Origin of the sequence: Streptomyces sp. Y7, from assembly GCF_043195415.1 — a bacterium.
GTDB lineage: Bacteria > Actinomycetota > Actinomycetes > Streptomycetales > Streptomycetaceae > Streptomyces.
Genome location: NZ_JBIDDQ010000001.1, coordinates 429,496 through 451,777, shown reverse-complemented (window position 1 = coordinate 451,777; position 22,282 = coordinate 429,496). Strand labels below are relative to the sequence as shown.

23 protein-coding genes are annotated in these 22,282 nt (G+C 70.7%); 6 read left to right on the top strand and 17 right to left on the bottom strand.

Annotated elements, in window-relative coordinates:
* Nucleotides 1–137: 137 nt before the first annotated feature.
* Nucleotides 138–464, top strand: a complete 327-nt coding sequence (locus ACGFW6_RS01915; RefSeq protein WP_393503454.1) for a plasmid stabilization protein — start codon at nt 138–140, stop codon at nt 462–464.
* A 15-nt stretch (nt 465–479) separates the two neighbouring features.
* On the opposite strand, the gene ACGFW6_RS01910 is transcribed toward ACGFW6_RS01915, so the two are convergent.
* The 4 genes from ACGFW6_RS01910 to ACGFW6_RS01895 form a co-directional block, all read right to left on the bottom strand.
* On the bottom strand, nt 480–2,006 hold the full coding sequence (locus tag ACGFW6_RS01910; protein WP_393503452.1) for an FAD-dependent oxidoreductase: 1,527 nt from the start codon (nt 2,004–2,006) through the stop codon (nt 480–482).
* A gap of 174 nt (nt 2,007–2,180) precedes the next feature.
* Nucleotides 2,181–2,402 carry a DUF6480 family protein gene (locus ACGFW6_RS01905; protein ID WP_393503449.1) on the bottom strand — a complete coding sequence of 74 codons (222 nt, stop codon included), beginning with the start codon at nt 2,400–2,402 and terminating at the stop codon, nt 2,181–2,183.
* Nucleotides 2,403–2,441: 39 nt separating this feature from the next.
* On the bottom strand, nt 2,442–2,864 hold the full coding sequence (locus ACGFW6_RS01900) for a CBS domain-containing protein (RefSeq protein ID WP_393503446.1): 423 nt from the start codon (nt 2,862–2,864) through the stop codon (nt 2,442–2,444).
* A 107-nt stretch (nt 2,865–2,971) separates the two neighbouring features.
* A complete protein-coding gene (locus ACGFW6_RS01895; RefSeq protein ID WP_393503444.1) occupies nt 2,972–3,709 on the bottom strand; it encodes an NADPH-dependent F420 reductase in 738 nt (245 codons plus the stop codon).
* A gap of 74 nt (nt 3,710–3,783) precedes the next feature.
* Here ACGFW6_RS01895 and ACGFW6_RS01890 point away from each other — a divergent pair, with 74 nt between their 5' ends.
* A complete protein-coding gene (locus ACGFW6_RS01890; protein WP_393503441.1) occupies nt 3,784–4,161 on the top strand; it encodes a winged helix-turn-helix transcriptional regulator in 378 nt (125 codons plus the stop codon).
* Between the two features lie 42 nt (nt 4,162–4,203).
* Here ACGFW6_RS01890 and arsM read toward each other — a convergent pair whose 3' ends face one another.
* The 7 genes from arsM to ACGFW6_RS01855 all read right to left on the bottom strand — a co-directional run bounded on the left by arsM (nt 4,204) and on the right by ACGFW6_RS01855 (nt 9,650).
* A complete protein-coding gene (gene arsM, locus ACGFW6_RS01885) occupies nt 4,204–5,106 on the bottom strand; it encodes an arsenite methyltransferase (protein ID WP_393503438.1) in 903 nt (300 codons plus the stop codon).
* 4 nt (nt 5,107–5,110) lie between these two features.
* Nucleotides 5,111–5,317 carry a hypothetical protein gene (locus ACGFW6_RS01880; RefSeq protein ID WP_393503435.1) on the bottom strand — a complete coding sequence of 69 codons (207 nt, stop codon included), beginning with the start codon at nt 5,315–5,317 and terminating at the stop codon, nt 5,111–5,113.
* Nucleotides 5,318–5,327: 10 nt separating this feature from the next.
* The gene (locus ACGFW6_RS01875) at nt 5,328–5,876 is read right to left on the bottom strand and encodes a GNAT family N-acetyltransferase (RefSeq protein ID WP_393503432.1); all 549 of its coding nucleotides are present in this window, start codon (nt 5,874–5,876) and stop codon (nt 5,328–5,330) included.
* Between the two features lie 47 nt (nt 5,877–5,923).
* Nucleotides 5,924–6,553, bottom strand: a complete 630-nt coding sequence (locus ACGFW6_RS01870; protein WP_393503430.1) for a TetR/AcrR family transcriptional regulator — start codon at nt 6,551–6,553, stop codon at nt 5,924–5,926.
* Between the two features lie 78 nt (nt 6,554–6,631).
* On the bottom strand, nt 6,632–7,567 hold the full coding sequence (locus ACGFW6_RS01865) for an SDR family NAD(P)-dependent oxidoreductase (protein ID WP_393503427.1): 936 nt from the start codon (nt 7,565–7,567) through the stop codon (nt 6,632–6,634).
* Between the two features lie 233 nt (nt 7,568–7,800).
* Nucleotides 7,801–8,460 carry a response regulator gene (locus ACGFW6_RS01860; protein WP_393503424.1) on the bottom strand — a complete coding sequence of 220 codons (660 nt, stop codon included), beginning with the start codon at nt 8,458–8,460 and terminating at the stop codon, nt 7,801–7,803.
* Nucleotides 8,457–9,650, bottom strand: coding sequence for a sensor histidine kinase (locus ACGFW6_RS01855; RefSeq protein ID WP_393503421.1), 1,194 nt, complete (start codon nt 9,648–9,650; stop codon nt 8,457–8,459). Before ACGFW6_RS01855 ends, ACGFW6_RS01860 begins: the two co-directional genes overlap by 4 nt.
* Before the next feature lie 236 nt (nt 9,651–9,886).
* Here ACGFW6_RS01855 and ACGFW6_RS01850 point away from each other — a divergent pair, with 236 nt between their 5' ends.
* Together ACGFW6_RS01850 and ACGFW6_RS01845 are read left to right on the top strand one after the other, a co-directional pair.
* Nucleotides 9,887–10,486 (top strand): hypothetical protein, encoded by a 600-nt coding sequence (locus ACGFW6_RS01850; RefSeq protein ID WP_393503418.1) that lies wholly within the window; start codon nt 9,887–9,889, stop codon nt 10,484–10,486.
* A gap of 72 nt (nt 10,487–10,558) precedes the next feature.
* Nucleotides 10,559–10,819, top strand: coding sequence for a hypothetical protein (locus ACGFW6_RS01845; RefSeq protein ID WP_393503416.1), 261 nt, complete (start codon nt 10,559–10,561; stop codon nt 10,817–10,819).
* Between the two features lie 68 nt (nt 10,820–10,887).
* On the opposite strand, the gene ACGFW6_RS01840 is transcribed toward ACGFW6_RS01845, so the two are convergent.
* From ACGFW6_RS01840 to ACGFW6_RS01820, 5 genes are all read right to left on the bottom strand, one after another.
* Nucleotides 10,888–12,321: a cellulose binding domain-containing protein gene (locus ACGFW6_RS01840; RefSeq protein ID WP_393503413.1), complete on the bottom strand. Its 1,434-nt coding sequence runs from the start codon at nt 12,319–12,321 to the stop codon at nt 10,888–10,890.
* 48 nt (nt 12,322–12,369) lie between these two features.
* On the bottom strand, nt 12,370–13,902 hold the full coding sequence (locus tag ACGFW6_RS01835; protein WP_393503411.1) for a beta-N-acetylhexosaminidase: 1,533 nt from the start codon (nt 13,900–13,902) through the stop codon (nt 12,370–12,372).
* 32 nt (nt 13,903–13,934) lie between these two features.
* Nucleotides 13,935–14,744: a carbohydrate ABC transporter permease gene (locus ACGFW6_RS01830; RefSeq protein WP_393505044.1), complete on the bottom strand. Its 810-nt coding sequence runs from the start codon at nt 14,742–14,744 to the stop codon at nt 13,935–13,937.
* Nucleotides 14,745–14,800: 56 nt separating this feature from the next.
* Complete coding sequence (locus ACGFW6_RS01825; RefSeq protein ID WP_393503408.1) at nt 14,801–15,787, bottom strand: carbohydrate ABC transporter permease; 987 nt, start codon at nt 15,785–15,787, stop codon at nt 14,801–14,803.
* 83 nt (nt 15,788–15,870) lie between these two features.
* Nucleotides 15,871–17,127, bottom strand: a complete 1,257-nt coding sequence (locus ACGFW6_RS01820; RefSeq protein ID WP_393503405.1) for an extracellular solute-binding protein — start codon at nt 17,125–17,127, stop codon at nt 15,871–15,873.
* 279 nt (nt 17,128–17,406) lie between these two features.
* Here ACGFW6_RS01820 and ACGFW6_RS01815 point away from each other — a divergent pair, with 279 nt between their 5' ends.
* Both ACGFW6_RS01815 and ACGFW6_RS01810 read left to right on the top strand, forming a co-directional pair.
* Complete coding sequence (locus tag ACGFW6_RS01815; protein WP_393503402.1) at nt 17,407–18,249, top strand: GntR family transcriptional regulator; 843 nt, start codon at nt 17,407–17,409, stop codon at nt 18,247–18,249.
* A 106-nt stretch (nt 18,250–18,355) separates the two neighbouring features.
* Nucleotides 18,356–21,712 (top strand): S8 family serine peptidase, encoded by a 3,357-nt coding sequence (locus ACGFW6_RS01810; RefSeq protein ID WP_393503399.1) that lies wholly within the window; start codon nt 18,356–18,358, stop codon nt 21,710–21,712.
* Between the two features lie 127 nt (nt 21,713–21,839).
* Here the strand turns inward: ACGFW6_RS01810 and ACGFW6_RS01805 are convergent, their stop codons facing one another.
* Nucleotides 21,840–22,202 carry an ArsR/SmtB family transcription factor gene (locus ACGFW6_RS01805; RefSeq protein WP_393503396.1) on the bottom strand — a complete coding sequence of 121 codons (363 nt, stop codon included), beginning with the start codon at nt 22,200–22,202 and terminating at the stop codon, nt 21,840–21,842.
* Nucleotides 22,203–22,282: the final 80 nt, after the last annotated feature.

Below are 22,282 nucleotides of genomic sequence, written 5' to 3'. Positions count from 1 at the left end.
CCGGCGGCCGCCGCCCATGCTTCGGACAACCCCCCCCGGGGAACTCGGGTGACCTCGGTGCCCCGGCTCGGCGGGCAGGTTCCCCGGCTGGGCCGCGATGCCGATCTCACCGCAGCGCGTAGGTAAGGAGAGGTGTCATGCCGGCAGGTTCGAGCTCGAAGCGCGAGCGTCAGTACGAGCACGTCAAGGAGAGCGCCCGGGATCGTGGCGAGTCGCCGAAGCGGGCCAAGGAGATCGCCGCGCGGACGGTGAACAAGGAGCGGGCGAGGTCGGGGGAGTCGAAGACCGCCGGCAAGGCCTCGACCCGCGATCCGAAGTCGGCGTCGCAGCGTGGCGGGCAGCGCTCGCACAGCGGTGCCGAGGGGCCGACCAAGGATCAGCTGTACGAGGAGGCCAGGAAGCGGAACATCCAGGGCCGCTCCTCGATGACCAAGAAGCAGCTGGAGAACGCCCTCGGCCGCTGAGCGGCGGCGTACCCGTCAGAGCTCGCGCTTCTTCAGCGGCCGCACCGCGGGCCCCTGCAGGACCCGGCCGTCCGGAGCGAAACGGGAGCCGTGACACGGGCATTCCCATGCCTTCTCCGCCCGGTTGAAGGCGACGACGCAGCCCAGATGCGTGCAACTGGCCGAGACAGCGTGCAACTGACCCTGCTCGTCGCGGTGCACCGCACATTGCCCCGCGCCCACGCGCACCACGGCGCCGTCGCCCCGGGCGATGTCCTCCGGGGCGGGCCCGGTCAGCGGCGGTATGCGGTCGCCGACGAAGTGCCGGGCCACCTCGGCCTGGTGCTTCAGGAACGACCCGCCCTCGCGCACGACCGAGGCGATCCGCCGGGGATCGTAGAGGCCGCTCCACTCGACCGCGCGACCGGCGATGAGGTCGCTCAGCAGCAGGCCCGCCATGATGCCGCCGCTGAGGCCCCAGCCGCCGAAGCCGGTTGCCACGTAGGTGTGACGGCTGCCGGGACGGAGCGGTCCGACGAGGGGGACGGAGTCGGTGGAGTCGTTGTCCTGAGTGGCCCACCGATGGGTGAGCCTGACGTCGGGGAAGCGGGCCTCGGCCCAGGTGGACAGGCGGGTGAACCGCTTCTCGACGTCGGCGGTGCCGGGCGTGAAGTGCTCCCCGGTGACGATCAGCAGACGCTCACCGTCGCCGAGGGGTGCCGTGCGCACCGAGCGTGTGGCCTGATCCGGCGTGATGTACATGTCACGAGGCGCGCGCTCCTCGTCGATGACCCCGGCCACGACCAGTTCCCGGCGCGGGGACAGCCGGGAGAAGAGCAGGGCCCGGTCGAAGACGGGGTAGTGGGTGGCGATCACGACCTCGCGGGCGCACACCGACACCCCGGCCTCGGTGGTCAGCGTGCAGGGCTCGCCCTCGGTGAGACCGACGACCCGAGTGTCCTCGTACACCGACGCACCGCGCCGGCGCAGGTCGTCAGCGAGCGCCAGCAGATATTTCCGGGGATGGAACTGGGCCTGACCGCTCACCCGCACCGCTCCCGCGACGGGATACGGCAGCCCCGTCTCCGTGACGAACTCGGCGGGCAGGCCCGCCTCCTGTGCCGCGTCCGCCTCCGCGCGCAGTTCCGTCAGGCGCCGGGGGTTCTCGGCGTAGGTGAAGGCTGCCGCCTCCTCCCAGTCGCAGTCGATGTCCAGTTCCTCCACGACGGCTTCGGCATGCCGGATCGCGGCGGTCTGCGAGCGGGCGTACAGCCGGGCGCCCTCGGCGCCACGGGTACGGCGCAGGTGGTCGTAGATCAGGGTGTGCAGGGCGGTGAGTTTGGCGGTCGTGTGCCCGGTGACCCCGGCTGCGAGGCGCGCGGCCTCGAGTACGGCGACCTCGCGTCCTTGGCGTGCGAGTTCCCAGGCCGCGCTGAGTCCCGCGATGCCGCCGCCGACCACGGCGACGTCGACGCCGATGTCGGCGTCCGGTGGGGGAGCGGGGGCGCCGGCCGGGGCGGTTTCGAGCCAGTAGGAGCTCTGCGACAGTCGCTCAGCGTTCATGGCGGCCGAGTTCCCCTTCCACCGTCGTGGCACGCGGACCATTCGGCCTGGGGTTCGCGGCTCGCGTGCGACACCCCTGCCGGGCGGGGCCGTGCCCCTGTCCGACAAGCGCACACGCACACCCCTGCCCGACAGGGCTGTGTGCCTGCCTCACTGGGGCGCGATGTGCTCGCCTCACAGGGCCACGGCCATGGCGATCAGGCCGATCGCCACCAGCACCACCAAAGCGATGATCACGGTCAGAGGCATCGCGCCCCAGCCCTTGCGCAGTTCGGGCGGTTCCGGATGGGAGATGCCGTAGGTGCCCCCTTCGGCGGGCGGGGTCTCTCCGGGGGAGACCTGACCACCTGGTTCGAGTCCGGGGGTCCGGGTGGGCTCGGGGTCGGGAGAGGTCATGGTTGCTGCCCTCCTTCCGGCTGTCGGCCGGGCGGCAGGTCAGGTGTGGGGAGTGGCGGCACTGATGTCACCCAGTGCGGAGTGGGGATCACGCTCGATGGCCAGGTCGCCGAGTGAGACGACACCCACCGCGTGCTGTTTCTGATCGACGACCGGGACCCGGCGTACCGAGTGCTCACGCATCACGTCGACCGCACGGTCCAGGTCGTCGTCGGGCCCGACCGTGATCACCTCGTCGCTGCACGCGTCGACGACGGTCGTGGCGGCCGGGTCGTGCCCCGCCGCCACCGAGCGAACGACCAGGTCGCGGTCCGTGACCAGGCCCCGCAGCTGGTTGCCGTCGGTGACGAGTACCGCCCCGATGTCCTCGTCACGCATCATCTCGGCGACGACTGCCACCGACGTCTGCGGTTCGACGGTCACCAGGTCGGTCGTCATGACGTCGCGGACATGGTGAGCCATGGGAAGCGTCCCTTCGTGACGGGGCGGTGCGTTTCACCGCCGCTGCAGCCCGAGTACCCGCCCACGGCGTACCGCCACGTGGCCACGACCGTCCTTTCGTCCTCCTCTCACGGCCGCTGATCACGGCCGGCTGACCTCTGACCGTGCATGCCCTGCCGCTGACCGACCGCCTCCGTGCCGCCTGCTCCTGCCTGCCCACCCGGTCCGGTCGCGTATGCCAGCGGTGGTGCGATGGCCTGCGCGTCCGCTCCCTGGCCGACCCACAGGGCGATGAACAGGGCAGCGGTCGCCTCCAGGAGCCCCGCCCGTTCCAGACCACCACCGGCGAGGGGTGTACAGCCCAGGTCCCGCACCAGTTCCCGTACCCGCGCCAGGGCGGTTTCGTCGTCCCCGCACACCGGGACGGCCAGGGGCCGACCGCCGAAGACCGGCGGCCGCATCCGCCACACGTCCTCATGGCAGAGGTTGAAGGCTTTCACCACGTGAGCGCCCGGGGCTGCCGCGGCCAGGTGCTGCGCGGCTGAGACGCCGGGCCGCGTCAGCAGCCGGAAGCCCGGCCCGACGGGGTTGGAGCAGTCGATCAGCGCCTTGCCGTCCAGGGCCGCCTGGTGCTCCCGCGCCACGTCCTCGCCCGCCCCGAAGGGCAGCGCCGCCAGCACCGCGTCCCGGCCGGACGCGGCCGCCTCGCGCAGACCGCCGGCCCGGGCGTCGCCTCCGATCCGCGTCGCGAGCCGCCGCGCCTTGTGCGCATCACGTCCTCCGACGGTCACCTGATGTCCCACGCGCACCCAGTGCGTGGCCAGCGCCTCGGCCATGTTGCCCGTCCCCAGCACACCGATCCTCATCACAAGCTCCCTCTTCGCGTCGGCGACTACGGTTCACAGAGACGCTAGAGAGACGTGCGGGCACCATTTGGTACGTGACCAACGACGCCTTCCTCGCCGACTGCCGCGCCCGCCTCGCCTTCGACCTGCTCTCCCACACCTGGAACGCCGTGGTGCTCTGGGCGCTGCGTGACGGCCCGAGCAGGCCGGTCGAACTACGGGAGCGGATCGGCGGGATCAGCTCCAAGGTCCTCACCGAGACGCTGCGGCGGCTGCAGTTCAACGGCCTGATCGACCGGCACGTCCACGCCGACTCACCCTCGCGGGTCGAGTACGAACTCACCGCTCTGGGACGGACCTTGCTCACCCCCATCGACGCCTTCGGAGCCTGGGCCTTCGAGCACGGCGACGAGGTGATGGCGGCCCAGGAATCGGCATGTGCTTCCGGCGATCGACCTCCTGCCGCCAGGTGACAGGGACAGCAGGGTCGGGGGTCCGGACCCTGCCGGCGTGCGTCAGTCCTGGCTGTCCTGGCAATCGCACCCCGACGCGTTCTTGGCGTCCGACACCGTGCGGGCAGGGGCGACCGAGGTCTCGGCGGGTGTGCAGCAGGAGTTGACACCGCAGCAGGCTCTGCTCGCTTCGGTGGCCGGTGGGGCGCTTTCGGCGGCGACGGGCTTGGTGGCGCGGACGATCGCGGAGTGCATGCCGTCGGCGACCGCGTGGGTCGGGGTGATCTCGACGTCCGTGAACCCGGCGGCTTCGAGCCCGGCGCGGTACTCGGCGAAGGACAGGGCTCCGGCGATGCAGCCCACGTGGTCGCCGCGCTCGGCCCGCGCCTCGGCGGTCAGGGTGTCGTCGGCGACGACGTCGCAGACGCCGATCCGGCCGCCGGGCTTGAGGACGCGGAAGGTCTCCGCGAACACGGCGGGCTTGTCGGTGGACAGGTTGATCACGCAGTTGGAGAGGACGACGTCCATGGTGTTCGCGGGCAGCGGGACCGCCTCGATCGTGCCTTTGAGGAACTCCACGTTGCGCGCGCCCGCCTTCGCCGCGTTGGCCAGCGCCAGGGCGAGCATCTCCTCGGTCATGTCCAGGCCGTACGCCTTGCCGTCTGGACCGACACGGCGGGCGGAGAGCAGGACGTCGATGCCGCCGCCGGAACCGAGGTCGAGGACGCGTTCGCCTTCGCGGAGCTCGGCGACGGCGGTGGGGTTGCCGCAGCCGAGGGAGGCGGCCACCGCTTCGGCGGGCAGGGCGTCGCGCTCGTCGGCGGCGTAGAGCGTGGAGCCGAAGCTCTCGTCGACCTCGACCGGCTGCGGCCCGCAACAGGCGGTGCCGCCCTCGGTGACCTTCACGGCCGCCGCCGCATACCGCCGGCGGACGGTCTCCCGGAGGTCGGTGGACTGCTCGCTCATGACTTCACTCCTGGATGACGGGCCAGGCGGTGCCCGAACGGCCTGTATTGACGTTCATTGATGCAACCTTGCGCCTTGAATCGAGGAACGTCAACATAGAGATGTGTCGAAGCAAGAGCTTGAGGTGATCGGCCAGGCCGCCGCCTGCTGCGCGGGCCTGTCCATCGCCGCCGGACGAGGCCCAGACCGCCGACCTGGCGAAGGTCTTCAAGGTGCCGACCTCAGGCGGACGGGGGGAGCGCGGTCCGCACACCGAACCACTGCTCGGTGCCGTACTGCTCGAACCGCGCGACCTCGGTGAACCCCAGCTTCCCCGCGAGGCGCCGCGCGCGGTCATTGCCGCTCTGGGTGCAGAGCACCACCGGCTCGCCGGGAAGCGCGTCGGCGAACCAGTCGAGCGCCGCCGCACACGCCTCGGCGGCGTACCCGCGTCCCCAGGCCCCGGGCAGGAACATGTAGCCGAGCTCCGCCTCCCCGGCATACGGGTTCACATGACCGGGACTCTCCGGTGCGCGACGTTCCAGCGTGATCATGCCGATCATCGCTCCGTCGAGATCGACCACGAAGACGCCGGGGCGCCGCCCCGGCACCTCGGGCACCGCGCGTTCGAGTTCCTCGCGGGGTCGCGGGCCACCGATGTAGGTACCGACCTCGGGTGAGGCGAACAGTTCGATGAACGCCGGGCGGTCCCGGGCGTCGGACGCGCGCAGCACGAGCCGTTCGGTCCGTATCGGGGCCGGGGGCCAGGCGGCGGTTCCGAAGTCGGTCATGGCACGCAACCTATCCCGGCCCCTGAGAGAGATCGGCGAGAGAAGGCTCAAGTGGTGCTGTCGGGGCGGCGGTAGGCGCCGTGCCACCAGATCTGGGCGAGTTCGCGGGCGAAGACGCTGTCCCCGGTGCCGTCGTCGACGCGGATGTGGTGGGCGATGGCCTGGGCGCCGCCCCAGACGATGATGCGGCTGGCGGAGACGGCGTCGACGTCGGTCGGGGTCAGGCCGGCGCTCTGGTCGGACAGCAGCGAGCGCAGGGCCGTCTCGTCGAAGCCTTCGAGGTCGGCGGTGTAGAAGTCGTCGACCGTGGAGTCGTAGGCCGACGCCTCGCGGACCGCGGTGATCACGCTCTGGTGAGCCCGGTGGATCTTGATCACTTCCTCGAAGAACCGGGCGAGGCTGTCGGGACCGGCGGAGGGGTCCCACTGCTGGGCCAGTGTCAGCAGGGACGCGCGCAGGTCGTTCGTGAGTCGCACCAGGACGTCGGACTTGCCCTGGAAGTGCGCGTAGAAGGTGGCTCGGGAGATGCCGGCCTCCTCCAGGATCCGCTGGACGCTGATCTCGGAGAAGGCCTCGCCCGCGTCGAGAAGTCGCTGAAGGGTGGACATGACCTGGGCCACGGTCGCGGCCGAGCGTGCCGCATGGTGGTCGGCCTGGCGTCGGGTCACGGGTCTCATCGGGAACCTTCTGGTGTGTCTACGTTCTCGGTCGAACCACTGCTCCTCGAAGGAGCATGGCCTGCGGGCGGCAGTGGATCAACGCACAACGGGGAGAGCGTAGTCCCACAGCCGGTCGGCGGCGGCGGGGTCGACCGACCACTTCGCCACGCCGGCCATCACCTCGGGACCGCCGTCCACGACCTCGGCCTCCTGGTTGTCCTCGAAGTACCGTCCCGTGACGCCTTCGAGGAGAGGTGACGCGGCCAGCAGAACCGCCGTGGCGGCGCCCTGCGCCGGGGTCTTGTAGTAGTCGGGAGTGAGGAGATTGCCGTCCGAGTCCATCGCGCCGAGGGCCTGCATGGTGGCCGTGTCGATGTGCCGGGCCAGGTTGGTGTGGATCCATCCCGGCGCGCAGGCGTTGGCGCTGATGCCGTCCTCGGCCCACCTGTCGCTGATACCGACGGCCAGCAGCACGTCCGCGGTCTTGGACCGCGCGTAGGCGACGAACGGGTCGTAGGGGTGCCGTTCGAACTGCGGGTCGTCGAAGTCGAATCCCGCCCGCAGTTGTGCACCGGAACTGACCACCACGACACGCGGCTTCTCGGCCTCCCGCAGAGCGGAGTGCAGGCCAACGGCCAGGGCGAAGTGGCCCAAGTAGTTCGTGGCGAGCTGCATTTCCCAGCCCTGCGCGTTGACCTGCCGGGTCGGGAGCATCATCACGCCGGCGTTGGCGATGATGCCGTCGAGGGGCCCGCTCCAGGCGGCGCAGAAGGCACGGACGGACGCCAGGTCGGCAAGGTCGACCGCGACGGCCCTGGTCTCCGGGAACTCCTCGAGCAGCGCCTTGGCGGCCTCCGGGGTCCGGGTGGCTATGGTCACCCGCGCTCCCGCACCGGCGAGTGCGCGCACCGTCTCGACGCCGAGGCCGGAGGCTCCTCCCGTGACGACGATCCGGCGTCCGCTCAGATCGACCCCGTCGAGCACCTCCGCGGCGGTGGCGCGCATCCCGAATGGAGTGGTGGTGAGCGTCATGGCTGTGTCCTGCCTTCAGAAGGGGTCGCTGCTTCTTGGGTGGTGGCGTGCGTGGCGCTGCTTCGGCAAGCCATCGCGCGAGTAACCATACAGTGTGTTCGGACATGATGAATGAGTTGACGGAGCGGTTCCAACTCGCCACAGAGGGTGACGGTTCGCAAGCATGGCGCCGCGCAGATGAGGCCGCGTACGAGGTGCGGAGGGCCGCGCGAGGTCGACAGCGCGGCCGCGGCTCAGGGGTAGAGGCCCGCCCGGAAGGTGAACGAGACGAGTTGCGCGCGATCACGTGCGCCGACCTTCGTCATGGCCCGCACCGCATGCGTCTTCACGGTGAACGGCGACACGGACATCTGCGCCGCGATCTCGTCGTTGCCGAGACCGCTCGCGACGAGAACGACCACGTCCCGCTCCCTGGGCGTCAGGGCGTCGAAGCGGCGCAGCAGTTCCCGGTCGATCACCGGGGGCGGACTGTCGGTCATATGGCCGATGAGCGCCGCTGTCGCGGCGGCCGACAACGCACCGCCACCACCGACGACCTCGGTGATGCCGGCGACGAGTTCGGCGGGACTGACCGTCTTGCTGAGGAAACCGTTGGCGCCGGCGCGCAGGGCGGCGAGCACGATGTCGTCCTGGTCGAAGGTGGTCAGCACGATCACCCGGGTCTTCTCGGGCGGATGCTCCAGCCGGATCCGGCGGGTGGCTTCGACGCCGTCGATGCCGGGCATCCGGATGTCCATCAGGACCAGATCGACGGGGTGGTCCCGGAGGAAGGGGACGACCTGGAGTCCATCGGAGAGATCACCCACGACGACGAGGTCCGGGTCGAGCCGGAGCATCGTGCGGATCCCGGCCCTGATCTCGTCCTGGTCGTCGACGATCAGAACGCGTGTCATCGGACGACCGCTCCCAGCGGGCTGAACTCGGCGTGGACCCGGAACCGCCCGTCGTGACGGTCGATCGTCAGCCGTCCGCTGGAGGACTCGACACGTTCGCGCATCCCCACGAGCCCGAGTCCACTGCCCGTCCCCGAGCCGCGGGGCGAGCGGGCGACGGGGTTCTCGACGGTGACGCAGATCCTGCCGTCGCGCTCACGCACCTCCACCGTCGCCGTCCCCTCGCCGTGCCGGTAGGCATTCGTCAGCGCTTCCTGGACGACCCGGTAGACCGTCACGCCGACGCTGGGTTCCACGAAGCCGGCAGGGATGTCGAGGGAGGGCCGGACGTCGAGACCGATGCTCTCGAAGGAGGCGACGAGTCCTTCCAGGCCGCTGAGCGCCGGGGTCGGCCGGAGCGCCTCGTCGCCGGAGACGTCGTCCCCGAGGCGGAGGAGGGCGAGGATGCGTTGCGTCTCCACGACCACGGTGCGGGCACTGGACCTGGCCGAGTCGAGGGCCTGCCGGGAGGACTCGGAGCCTTCGGGCAGCCCGATCTCGGCGGCGCCGAGGTGCAGGCTCAGCATCGCGACCTGGTGGCCGATGACGTCGTGGAGGTCTCGGGCGATGCGGAGCCGTTCTTCGGTGACGCGTCGGGTGGCTTCGATCTCACGGGTGGCGATGGCGCTTTCGGCGCGTTCCTCCAGGGTCCACCAGTGCTCGCGGTGGATCCGCAGCGCGGCTCCCGTCGCACCGCCCGCCATCGCCGAGAAGAGGGCGGCGGCTCCCACGACCGCACCGCCGCGGAATCCTCCCACCGTCATGAACGCCCCGAGGAAGAACGCCGCCACGATCCCGGTTCCGGCCAGCGGCTGCTTTCCCCGGAGCGTGACCGAGAACAGCACGAGAACCGCCATCATCCACACCGACAGGGGGTCGTGCCCCACCGCCGTCACGGCGAAGGACGCCGCGCTCGTCACGACCAGTCCCGCCCACGGCTTCCACCAGGAGAGGGCGACACCGCCGCCGGCGAGGAGCACGGAGAGGGCCGTGGGCCAGTCCGAGCCCCTCAGGACCGCGGCCACGATCTGGGTTGTGAACACCAGCGCGGCCACTGCGTAGGCGACTCGGTGCAGCACCTCCGGCCGGCGGACCCACAGCGGTGCCGCGGGCCCGTCGTGACTGTTCTGCGCCTTGACCATGAGCACCATGAGCCGATTCTCGTCCACGCGTGCGGCGGCCGTGTACTTCAAATGATGTAGACGAACGAAGTCGCTCCGGTCGCCGCATGCGGCGGTGCTCCTCCCGCCTAAGTGGAGACAGAGGTACCGCGCCCGAAGTGAGCGGCAGAACTACTTCGTTCGAAGTACGCGGCCCTTGTCGAGGCCGCTGAGACTCGTGGTCGAGGCGACCGCCTCACACCGTCACGATCACCACGGGACACCTGATGACTCAGACCACCGTAACCACGACCGCTTCGACCGCGGCCACGACGCTGTCCTCCGGGCTCCGCTCGCTCTACCTGATCCGAGTCGCCTTCTCCCTGATCTGGGTGGCACTCGTCTTCGGTACGTCCGGCCGGCTCGTGTCGGGGGACAGGCCCACGGCGATCGCGGCAGCGCTCCTCGTCGTCTACCCCCTGTGGGACGTCATCGCCACGCTCCTGGAACGTCGCCTGGCGGGCCCCGGCTCCACCGACCGTGTCAGTACCGTCACCATCGGTCTGGGCCTCGCCACCACCGCCGGAATGATCGTCGCCGCCTTCTCCACCATCGGCAAGGCACTCCTCGTGTTCGGCGTCTGGGCCCTCCTCGCCGGAGCCGTCCAGCTCGCCGTGGCGCTCCGGCGCCGTCGCACGGTCGGCGCCCAGTGGCCCATGGTCATCAGCGGCGGGCAGTCCGTCCTCGCCGGCGCCACCATCGCCGGCACGTCCGCCTCGGCGACGAGCGGTCTGTCCACCGTGGCCGGCTACTCGGCCTTCGGTGCCTTCTGGTTCCTCGTCTCCGTCATCGTCCTGAGCCTCCGCGGCCGAGGTGACAGGCGCTGACCTCGGCAGTCCCCCCAAGGCGCGGCGAGGTCAGCTCTCCGGCCGGTCCGGGCGCCGCAGGCCGCGTCCGAGATGGCGCGCACGCTGCGCGACGGCCTCGGCGCGAACGGCCGCAGGGTGTCCACCCGCCGGATACCCGACGCCGTCGTCCGCCTCATGGCCCGGTACCGGGACCCGTCCCTGAGGGAGATCACGCCCTCCCTCGGCCGCCGCAACCGGCACACCACCGACAAGGCCCGAACGGTCCTCGGGTGGCAGCTGCGGCCCGCCCGGGAAGCGGTGCTCGACTGCGCGGAGAGCCTGCTCGCACACGGCGCCGTCGAAGGAGTCTGAGGAGCGTCCGGCGGCCGGCGGGGCCCGTCGAGGTGAAACCGGGGGCCCCGCCGCCGCGTCGGCGTGCGCTAGCTGCTGGGGACGGTGTCCTCGAAGGCCGTGCCGGCCGTACGGTAGGCACCGACCTTCGCCGCGACCTGTGCCGGGGTCAGGACCTGGTCCTTGACGTGGAGGACGTAGTCGACCTGCTGGTCGTAGGACCGCGGCGTGGTGCTGGTCTGGCCCGCCAGGTCGATCAGCCACTGGTTGAAGTTGATCGACATGGGGCGCTCGGGCAGATAGGCGGCGTCGTGGGTGCCGAAGAGCTGTCCGTCGACGTAGTACTTGATGGTGCTGTTGTCGATGGTGAGCACCAGGTCGTGCCAGCCCGCGTAGCTCTGCCGGGACTCGGTGTGCTGGTTGACGGCCTGCCAGGGATCGGGGTTGTAGGTCTCCCACGACGTCGTGTACAGGATGTTGGCGGGCTCGCCCCAGCCGCCGTTGGGCAGGTACTCGAAGTCGTACTCCGCGTAGTCGTCGGCCATGGGCGCCTTGAGGTCGTTGATCGTGAAGAACGTCTGGACGAGGCGGTCGCCGTCCGGACCGGACACCGGCGCGTCGGCGAACTTGACCCGGGCCGCGTAGGTGCCGTTCTTGAACTTCGTCGCCTTGGTGAGGACTTCGGTCTGCTTGGTGCTGTCGGCCGTGCCGGCGGTCGAGGTCCGCAGGTTCATCACCGAGTTGCCGCCGGAGGCGGCGAAGGTGACGTTCTCCGGGGACCAGGTGGCACCGGGCACGCCCGGACCGCCGGAGCTGGCGCGTACGTTCCAGCCGTTGGCCGAGATCTTCGGGTCGCTCGAGCTGGTGTAGTTGAAGTCGTCGAACAGGCTCTGCCCGCCGGCCGGAGGGTCCGTGGGCGGGTCGGTGGGCGGATCGGTCGGCTCGTTGCCCTCGGGGGCCGTTCCCCACACCGTGCTGCCGGACACCTGGGCGGTGACCTTCGACCAGTCCGCGTACGTCGTCTGGGACGCGCCGAAGGAGTAGTCGTCGCCCTGGTTGAGCGTCTGCCAGTCCGCCCGGTGGAAGCGCAGCTGCATGTCCCCGGTGTCGGCGCCGGGAGCGAGGGTGCCGGCTCCCGCGGTGAAGCCGATGTCCAGGTAACGGTCGGCGGTGGCCGTGGGATTGGCCGGCGTGCCGAAGGTGCCGGTGATGTTGGCGCAGCCCTTGACCGCCCAGGAGCAGGCGAAGCGGTAGGCGGTGCCGGCCGAGTCGGCCTTGAAGTAGTAGCGCACCTTGACGGTGCTGAGCGACAGGGCGCTGTCGCCCGTGTTCCTGACCTTCAGCCAGGGTTCGGCCTGGTCCGCCGTGAGACCCGTGGCGCTGGTCCGGTACTGGACCGTCACGTCGTCGGTCGCGGCGCTGGCGGTGCCGGTCAGGGCGGTGAGGCCGACGGTGCCCATGGCCATGGCCACGGAGGCGGCTGCGACGATACGCAGCCTGCTCGGAGTGGTTCGGGACGTCATGCCGATTCCTTCCAACACGGGATGTGGGGTTCGTCGTGCTCGGTGGGATCAGGGGTGGCGGCGCACGTCGAGGGCGTCGAGACGCGGGAGGTGCCGGTCCAGGCGGGAACGGAAGTCCGTCCACGGCGTCGGGCCGCTCCAGGCGCGGTCCGCCAGGGCGCACAGCCGGGGGTAGGTGAGGTATTCGAGCCGGTCAGGGGTGGCGGCGTACTCGGTCCAGAGGTGGGCCTGGGTGCCCAGCACGCGGGCCGCGGCTTCGGGCGTCGCCTCTTCGGGTACGGGGTCGTGGGCGTGCACGCCGCGCAGCGCGACGACGGCCCCGGGTTGTGCCGGTTGCTCCTGGGGGCCCTCGCTCTGCGGGTAGTCGAAGTAGGTCGACCGGTAGTGGGCGTTGATCACGTCCAGGCCGCGTCCGGCGGCGGCCAGGGCGTGCGCGGGGTCGCGCCAGGCCATCACGGTGAAGTGGTCGGGCAGTTCGGTGCCGGTCTCGGCCCAGCCGACCGGCTTGCGTCCGTTCCGGGCCAGGAACGCTCCGACGCGGCCCAGGAACCACCCGTGCAGGGCGGCGGGCCCGTTCAGCCCCGCGTCCCGCGCCCGCGCCAGGGCGTGCGGGCTCTGCTCCCACTCCACGGTCGGGCACTCGTCCCCGCCGATGTGGAGGTACGGGGAGGGGAAGACGTCCATGACCTCCTCCAGCACGGTGCGGCAGAAGTCGAAGACCTCCTCGTGCACGCCGAGGACGGTGTCGCACACGCCCCACCGGGTCCACACGTCCAGCACGCGGTCGGGACGGTTGCCCAGGTGCGGATACGCGGCCAGGGCGGCGCGGACATGGCCGGGCATCTCGATCTCGGGCATCACGGTGATGCCGCGGGCGGCCGCGTAGCGCACCAGGCCAGCCAACTCGGCGCGGGTGTAGGCGCCTTCGTGCGGCACGCCGTCGTGGACGTCGCTGCCGGCGCGGAGCACGGACCGGGCACGCCGGGAGCCGATCTCGGTGAGCTTGGGATACGCCGCGACCGGCATCCGCCAGCCCTGGTCGTCGGTCAGATGCAGATGAAAGACATTGATCTTGTGCAGCGCGAGGAGGTCGACGTAACGCCGCAGGTACGACACGGGCTGGAAGTGGCGGGCCACGTCGAGCATCGCGCCGCGCCAGCGGTGCCGGGGGACGTCCGTGATCTCCACACAGGGCAGTGACCACGCCACCCCGCGCTGCGGGGACCCCGCCAGGGCCTGCGGGGGCAGGAGCTGACGGATCGTCTGCACTGCGCGCAGCAGGCCGGTGGTCTGTGCGGCGCGCAGCAGTACCGAGTGCGGTCCGACCGTCAGGCCGTACCCTTCGCTGCCGAGTCCGGTCAGGGCCGGATCGAGCGCCAGGACGACGGTCGCGTCCTCGGCGGAGTGCAGCGGCAGGCCGGTGGCCGGGGTGAGCAGGGCGCGCAGCAGCTCGGCGGCGGGTTCGGCACCGCTGCTGATACGCAGGCAGGTGTCGGGGCCGAAGGTGAAGTGACCTGCACGGGCGTGGGCCTTGGTGGGGCGGGGGAGCAGGGAGAAGGTCACGGGCGGGGGTGCGGGCACAGATGTCTCCGGGGGTCGGGTGCGGGGGAGTGTCAGCCCTTGACGGCACCGGCGGCGAAGCCGGCCGTCACATGGCGCTGGAGCAGCAGGAACACGGCCAGCGCGGGCAGGGCGAAGAGCGTGGAGGCGGCCATGGTGGCGCCCCAGTCCGTGCCGAAGACGTTCTGGAAGGACGACAGCCACACGGGCAGCGTGCGGCTGTCCTGGTGCTTGATGATCAGGAAGTTGGCGTAGGTGAACTCGTTCCAGGCGGTGATGTAGCCGAACAGCGACGTGGCCATCAGACCGGGGGCGAGCAGCGGGAAGGCGATGTGCCGGAAGGCGCTCAGCCGGGTGCAGCCGTCGACCTGTGCCGCCTCCTCCAGTTCCGGTGGGATGGCGGCGATGAACCCGCGCAGCACCACGATGGTGAACGGCAGCGTCATCATGAAGTAGACGAGCGTCAGGGTGGGCAGCCGGTCGAGCATGCCGGTGTCGCGGGAGATGATGTACACCGGGATGATCAGCGCCTCCCAGGGCGCCATCTGCGCGATGAACACCATCAGCATGAACTGCCGTCTGCCGCGCCAGCGCATGCGTGCCACCGCGAACGACGCTCCGAGGGCGACCAGCAGGGACAGCAGGACGGCGCCCAGGGTCACCAGGATGCTGTTGCGCCAGAACAGTCCGAAGCCGTCGGCGTCGACAGCGGCCCGGAAGTGGTCCAACGTCCAGGTCTGGGGCAGCAGTTGAGGGTTGTCGGACTGGATGTCCCGGTTGGGCTTGAACGCGGTCGCGACCATCCAGTAGACCGGGAAGAGGCAGACGACGACGATCACTGCGGCGGCGATGTACAGCGGCATGCGCCGCAGCCGCAGCGACAGGAGCGCCGTGCCGCGGGTACCGCCTCGCGGGATGCTCACAGGGCCTCGCCCTCCTGGCGGAACATCTGACGGAAGTAGAGGACGAGCACGCCGGCCAGCATCAGCACGGTGACCATCGAGGCCGCCGAGCCGAGGTCGTAGCGCTGGCTCGACAGAGCGGTCTGCACGGCGTAGACGGGCAGGATGGTGGTGGCGTCGCCGGGGCCGCCGTTCGTCATCACCCAGATCTGTACGAACGCCTTGAAGGTCCAGATCACCTCCAGCGAGAACACCAGCATGAAGATCGGCCGGATCATGGGGAACGTGATGGCGCGGAAGATGCGCCGTGCGGAGGCGCCGTCGATGCGTGCCGACTCGTACAGTTCCGTCGGCACGGTGACCAGGGCCGAGTACAGGGTGATGGCCGCGAACGGCACCGACTGCCAGACGATCAGCACGACCAGGATCGTGAAGGCGGCCCAGCCGTGGGCGAACCAGGGATAGCGGTCGAACGACGTGAACCCCAGCTGTTTCAACGCCCAGTTGACGATGCCGAACTCCGAGTGGAACAGCCACTGGAAGACCGTTGTGGCAGCGATCACCGGCATGGCCCACGTCAGCACGAGCGCGCTGAGCACGGTGACGCGGCCGGCCCGGCCCAGCCGTTCGATCACCAGGGCGACCAGGGTGGCGAGCACCATGATCAGGACGACGTTGACGGCCATGAACAGGAACGTGCGCCGTACGACCTGCCAGAAGTGGGCGTCCGTCAGCAGGGTCCGGTAGTTGCGCAGGCCCACGAACCGGGCGTCGCCCTGGATGAGTTGCCGTAGTTGGAAGTCCTGCAGCGAGATCAGCACGGTACGGACCAGGGGGTACGCCAGCAGATACAGCATCCCCAGGATCGCGGGGGCGATCAGCAGATAGGGCCATACCGCGCCCCCGATGGGCCCGCGCCCGCCGCCGCGGCCCGGCCGGGCGGTGCCGCCCGGAGGCCGGGGGAGCGAGGCGGGTGGTGCGCCGGCCTCACGGACGACCGTCACGATGTCCTCTCCTCTCGGTGTGCGGCTCGCGCTGTACGGCGGGACGAAGGGCACGACGCGCCGAACGCGGGGCAGTCGACGGGTCAGGAGCCGGTCGTCATGGCCGCGGTGATCGCCTCGGACGCCTTGGCGGCCTCGGACCGGGTGTCGGCGCCGGTGAGCACGGCGGTCATGTAGTCCTTGATGGGGTTCTTGGCCTCGACGGCGGCCCAGCCGGGGGTGTTGGGTGTCGCCCGGCCGACCGCGGCGCCCACGGCCATCGCGGAGGCACCCGGGTCGGCGGCGACCGCGTCGGCCAGGGTCGTCTTGTTCGGTACGTAGCTCATGGCCGCGGCGAGCTTGCGCTGCCAGGCGTCACCGGTGAGTTCCTTGACGAACGTGAAGGCGGCGTCCTGCTTGCCCGATGCGGCCGGAATGACGAGGTCGGAACCGCCGATGAACACCGAACCGGGCTGCGCGGCGGTCTTGCCGGGGATCGGGAAGAAGCCGAGCTTGCCCTTGAGCTCCGGGTTGTTCGCCAGGACGACGTTGGCCCCGCCGGGCGTCGAAATGATCTGCGCCACCTGCCCCTTGGCCATGACCTCGGCCTGCGGGGGCTGCGCCTCGTCGGAGTCCTTGGGGCCCTTGCCGAGGGCCTGGAGCTGCTCGTAGAAGTTCATGCCGCGGACGGCTTCGGGGCTGTCGAGCGCGCCCTTCCAGGTGTCGCCGGACCGCGTGGCGAGGTCGCCGCCCTCGTCCCAGACGAACCCGGCCAGCGCGTACCACATCTGGCCCGGCAGGTAGATGCCCTGCGTCCCGCCCTTGTTGAGCTTCTCGGTCGCGGTGATCCACTGGTCGCGGGTCTTGATGGCTGCTGCGTCGACGCCGGCCTTCTCGAACAGGTCGGTCCGGTAGATCACGACCCGGTTGGCCGCGTAGTACGGGATGCCGTACTGCTTGCCCTCGTAGGCGCCCGGTTCCGCCAGCCCCTTCAGCCAGTCACCGCCGCCGAGTTCGCCGACCTTGTCGCTGAGGTCGAGCAGCCCGCCGCTCTGCGCGAACTGGGCGACCTGGGTGTTGCCCGTCTCGATGACGTCCGGGGCGTCGTTGCTGGCGAGTGCCGCGGTCACCTTCTCGCCGATGCCGTCCCACTCCTGGATCTGGACCTTCACATCGATGTCCTTGTGAGCCGCCTCGAAGCCCGCGACGAACTCCTTCTGGAACTGCGCCGAGACGCTGTCGCGCATGAGCCAGACGTCGATCGTCGTCCGGCCGTCGGCGGATTTCCCGGACGACTCCGAGTCGCCGCCGCAGGCACTGAGGCCGCCGGCGAGGACCAGCGCGGAAACACCAGCAAGCATGCGGAGCTTCACAGTTCACCCCTGGGAGGAAAGCGCCACGCCACCTGACCAGTTCGTCGACTGGTCAGGTGACCTCTTGTTGGTCGATGAAGGTGGCATAGACCAATCGAGGCGTCAACCCTCCGCGCTGGACTGGCTGTTGGTTGAACGATTCACGCCGAGCCGTCCCGCGGCGGGGTGCTATCTGGTTACACTCCACCTGACCAGTACCCGACCAGTGGTAAGAAGGAATGAGGGCTGGTCAGGTGAAGTCACGGACGGCGGGGCGGGAGCAGCAGCATGGACGCTGGCGAGTCGGGGACGCTTCTCAAGCGAGAACGCGTCCGGGACCACATCCTCGAACTCATGGAATCGCTCGACCCCGGCGACGCCATCCCCTCCGAGCGGTCCCTGTGCGCCGAGCTCCATGTCTCCAGGCCGACCCTGAGGGCAGCCGTCGACGAACTCGTCGCCGCGGGACTCCTCGTGCGTGAGCACGGCCGCGGCATGTTCGTCGCGCCGGAGAAGATCACGCAGGAGCTGGTGTCGGACCAGCGGGCCATGGTCGTTCCCCGGGCGTCGGGCGCCTGGACGAGCCGCCTGCTGGAGTTCACCACCATCGCCGCCGGGGCCCGGGTCGGCCGCAAACTGCACCTGTCACCCGCCGCCGACATCGTCTACGTGGCGCGGCTGCGGCTGGTCGACGGCGTCCCCATGGCCATCGAGCACCTGCACATCCCCGCGCGCCTGGTGCCCACGCTGACCGCCCAGGAACTGGAAGCGGGCGACCTGTACGAGCACCTCCACGACCGCCACGGAGTGCGGGTGAGCGAAGCCGTGCAGACGATCGAGCCCACCGTCGTCAGCCAGGCAGAGGCCAAGATCCTCGGCGTGCCGCACCTGTCGCCGGCGCTCCTCTTCGAACGCCTCACCAACGACACCGACGGCCAGGCCGTCGAATACGTCCACTCCATCTACCGCGGCGACCGCTACCGCATCGTCACCCGCCTGACCCTGGGCCCGCCGACCGGCGACGAGCGGACGACCTCGGCGCACTCCATTCCCGGCATCCCGCCGGGCGCGTTTCCCCAGCGCGAGGGGGTCGTTCTCACGGCTCAAGGGGACGTCCACGCGGACCGTTGACGGTTTCTGCTCCTCACCGGCTCGCGAGTGACACCGAGAACCGAACGCAACTCCCGTGCGTGATACCGAGGAACGCGTTGGCATGCACACGAGGCGGGGGAGACGAGTGGGATTCACGGCACGCGCGAGAACGGCGGCACTGGCCGCCTTAGCGGCGGGGGCGCTGGTCACGGGAGCGGTATCGGCGGGAGGGCAACACGCGCAGGCCGCCGGGTCCGGCGCGGGCGACGGGAAAAAGGCCCCGGCGAAGGCGAAGCCTCCGGCGACGGTCACGTTGATCACCGGCGACCGTGCGACCGTCGCCTCCGACGGTCAGGTGGTCCGGCTGGAGCGCGGCGAGGGCCGCGAGGGCATCGGCTTCTCGGTGCGGCGCGAGGAGGGCCACACGTACGTCGTCCCGCAGGACGCCCTGCGCATGGTCGCCGACGGAGTGCTCGACCGCCAGCTCTTCGACGTCGCGCGCCTGGTCAAGGACGGGTACGGCGACGCGCACCGCGCCACGCTGCCGCTGATCGTCGGCTATGGCAAAGACGGCGCCGGTGCGAGGGACTCGGCAGGCGGCGACCCGTTCGCGGGCGTGGCCCTGCGGGAGCGTCGCGCGCTGCTGGCGGTCGGCGGTGAGGCGTTCAAGGCGTCCAAGGCCGGTGCCCCGGAGCTGTGGGCGGCCCTCACAGGCCGCTCTTCGGCCCGTACGTCAGGCGGTACGGCCGCCCCCGCGCGACCCGTCGCCCATGTCTGGCTGGACGCGAAGGTCCGGGCCGACCTGGCCGAGAGCGTGCCGCAGATCGGCGCGCCCACCATGTGGCAGTCGGGTTACACGGGCAAGGGCGTCAAGGTGGCGGTCCTGGACACCGGCGTGGACCAGACCCACCCGGACCTCAAGGGCGTCGAGATCGCCCAGAAGAACTTCAGCGAGGCCCCCGACGTCAAGGACCGCTTCGGGCACGGCACACACGTGGCCTCCATCCTCGCCGGCAGCGGCGCGAGGTCCGACGGCCGCTACAAGGGCGTGGCGCCCGACGCGAAGGTGCTGGACGGCAAGGTCCTGGCCGACGACGGCTTCGGATCCACGTCGAACATCGTCGCCGGCATGGAGTGGGCCGTCGAACAGGGTGCGCAGATCGTCAACATGAGCCTGGGCCACCCGGACACTCCCGGTGTCGATCCGCTGGAGGAGGCCGTCGCCCGGCTCTCCGGCAAGGCCCTGTTCGTGGTGGCCGCGGGCAACGACGGTGACGGACCCCGCACGCTCGGCTCGCCCGGCAGCGCCCCCGCCGCGCTCACCGTCGGCGCCGTCGACAAGCAGGACGCGATCGCGGACTTCTCCAGCCGCGGCCCGAACCTCGACGGCACCCCCAAGCCGGACATCACCGGCCCCGGCGTGGACATCACCGCCGCCCTGACCACACAGAGCGACGCGCCCCCGAGCGAGGGCTATGTGTCGCAGTCCGGTACGTCGATGGCGTCTCCGCACGTCGCGGGCGCCGCCGCGCTGGTGCTCCAGCAGCACCCGGGCTGGAGCGGAGCCCGGCTGAAGGCGCTCCTGACCGGTTCGGCCAAACCCAACCCGCTGCTGAACGCCCATCAGCAGGGCTCGGGCCGGGTGGACCTGGAGCGCGCGGCCACCGCCTCCGTCGTCTCCGAGCCCGGCTCCCTCGACTTCGGCATGCAGGCCTGGCCGCACGCCGACGACAAGCCGGCCGCCAAGACCCTCACCTACCGCAACCACGGCACGCAGGCCGTCACCCTGCGGTTGAGCGCCGCCGGTGTCGACGCGGCGGGCCACCCCGCCCCGACCGGCATGTTCACCGTCAAGGACGCCCAGCTCACCGTTCCGGCCGGCGGCACCGCGAAGACCACCGTCACCGCCGACACACGCCAGGGCACGGCCGACGGCGTCTTCGGCGGAACCGTCCTTGCGTCGGGAGACGGCCAGCAGGTGCGCACCGGTCTGGTGGTCGAGCGCGAGGTGGAGTCGTACGACGTCACGGTGCGGCACATCGACGCCGACGGGGCGAGCCCCGCCACCTACGCGACGACGATCAACCCCGTCGCCGGGGAGGGAGGGCGCGTGGAGCTCCCGTACAGCGAGAACGGCACGGTGGTGCAACGGCTGCCCAAGGGGTCGTACCAGCTGGAGAGCCTGGTCTTCGCCGAGGACAACGAACTCGGCTTCTTCGTCCAGCCCGTTCTCAAGGTGACCGGGAACGTCGCCGTCACCCTCGACTCCCGCAAGGCGAAGCCGTTCGTGGTGAAGGCCCCGGACCCCGCCGCGAAGCTCGTCACCTCCATCGTCGGCTACTACGACGAGGCCCTGGGGCTGTCCAACTCCTGGTCCACCAACGGGGTCCCGCCGATCCGCACCGCCTCCCTCGGCCCGGCGTCCGACGCGATGCGGGCCCAGTTCAACGGAGTGTGGAAGACGCCCGGAGCGGCCGGCGGGAACGTCGACTACCGGCTCGCCTTCAACCGCAAGGGGAGCTTCTTCACCGGCCTGAACCGCACCGTCACCCGGGCCGACGTCGCCGAGGTGAAGCTGGGATTCGGCGCGTCCGTCACCGGGGCGAAGGGGCAGGTCCACATCACACCGCTGGACGAGCGCGGCATGAACATCGGCATCCAGGACCCGCAGGAACAGAAGCTGCCGCGGAGCACCACCCACTACCTCAGCACGGCCGGCGTGCGCTGGTCCTGGAGGGCGTCCCAGCTCAACGACGCCGGCGAGGTGCGCATGACCTATGGGAAGGACTGGGTGGCGTACGAGGCGGGCTCCAGCCACACCCTGAGGTTCAACACCGGGGTGGTCGGCCCCGATCTCGCGGCCGGGAGCCCGGAGGAACAGGGCGCCGAGCGGACCGGTGACTACATCAGCGCGAGGATCCCGCTGTTCAACGACGGCAGCGGCAACTGGGGGTCCTCGATCGTCGCCGGCGGCTTCGGCCGACTGGAGTCCGGCGGCCGGGTTCTCGCGGAGGGCGCGGCCACGGACTGGATCGGCGCGGAAGTCCCCGTCGCCTCGGCCCCGTACCGGCTGACGTTCGAGGCGAGCCGCTCCGCCGCGGACACTTCCACCAGCACGAAGGTGTCAGGCGTGTGGACGTTCACCTCGGCCCGGCCGGCGTCGGACGCCACAGCCAGGCTGCCGCTGTCGACGGTACGGCTCGCACCGAAGCTGAGCCTGACCGGAACGGCCCCGGCGGGCAGCACACTCACGGTGCCGCTGAAGCTGAGCGGTGCGGCCGCCGCGGCGGGGCAGGTCGCCGCGCTGACTGTGAACGTCTCCTTCGACGGCGGGCGGACCTGGAAGCCGCTGACCGTGACGACCGCCGCGAACGGGGCCCGCTCGGTGAGCGTGAAGCACCCCGCGACCGCCAAGGCAGCGTCCTTCCGAGTGGACCTGAAGGACAAGGGCGGCAACACCGTCCGCGAGACGATCACGAACGCCTACCGGCTCGCGCCATGAGGTGACCGTACGACGGTGACCGTGGTGCGGCGCCGCTGAACCTCCGGCCCGGTCCTTGCTCGCGCGGGGACCGCGCCGGAGCGTCTCACGGCCAAGTCCTGGAGCCGGCCGAGGGAGCACCCGGCCGTCACCTGGCGGTGGTGTGCAGACCGGTGTCCGGCGCGTCGACCTGCTGGAGTTCGGTGAGGAGCTGGTTCTGGCCGGCGAGCAGTTCGGTGAGGATCCGGCGCGCCGCGCGCAGGAGTTCGGCGACGTCCCCGCCGGCCAGCGCGTAGCGGACGGTGGAGCCCTCCCGCATGGACACGACGATGCCGGAGCGCCGTAGGACGGCCAGTTGCTGCGACAGGCTGGACGGCTCGATCTCGATGTCGGCCAGCAGGTCCCGGACGGACACCGGCCCGTGCTGGAGGAGTTCCAGCACCCTGATGCGCACGGGGTGGCCGAGCATGCGGAAGAACTCTGCCTTGACCTGGTAGAGGGGGGCCTGCATGGATGCTCGCTCCTGGTCGGGTGGGTGGGACCGCGGTCGCCGCGATGCGGCGGCGTCGCAGGACACCGCCGCGTCGCGGA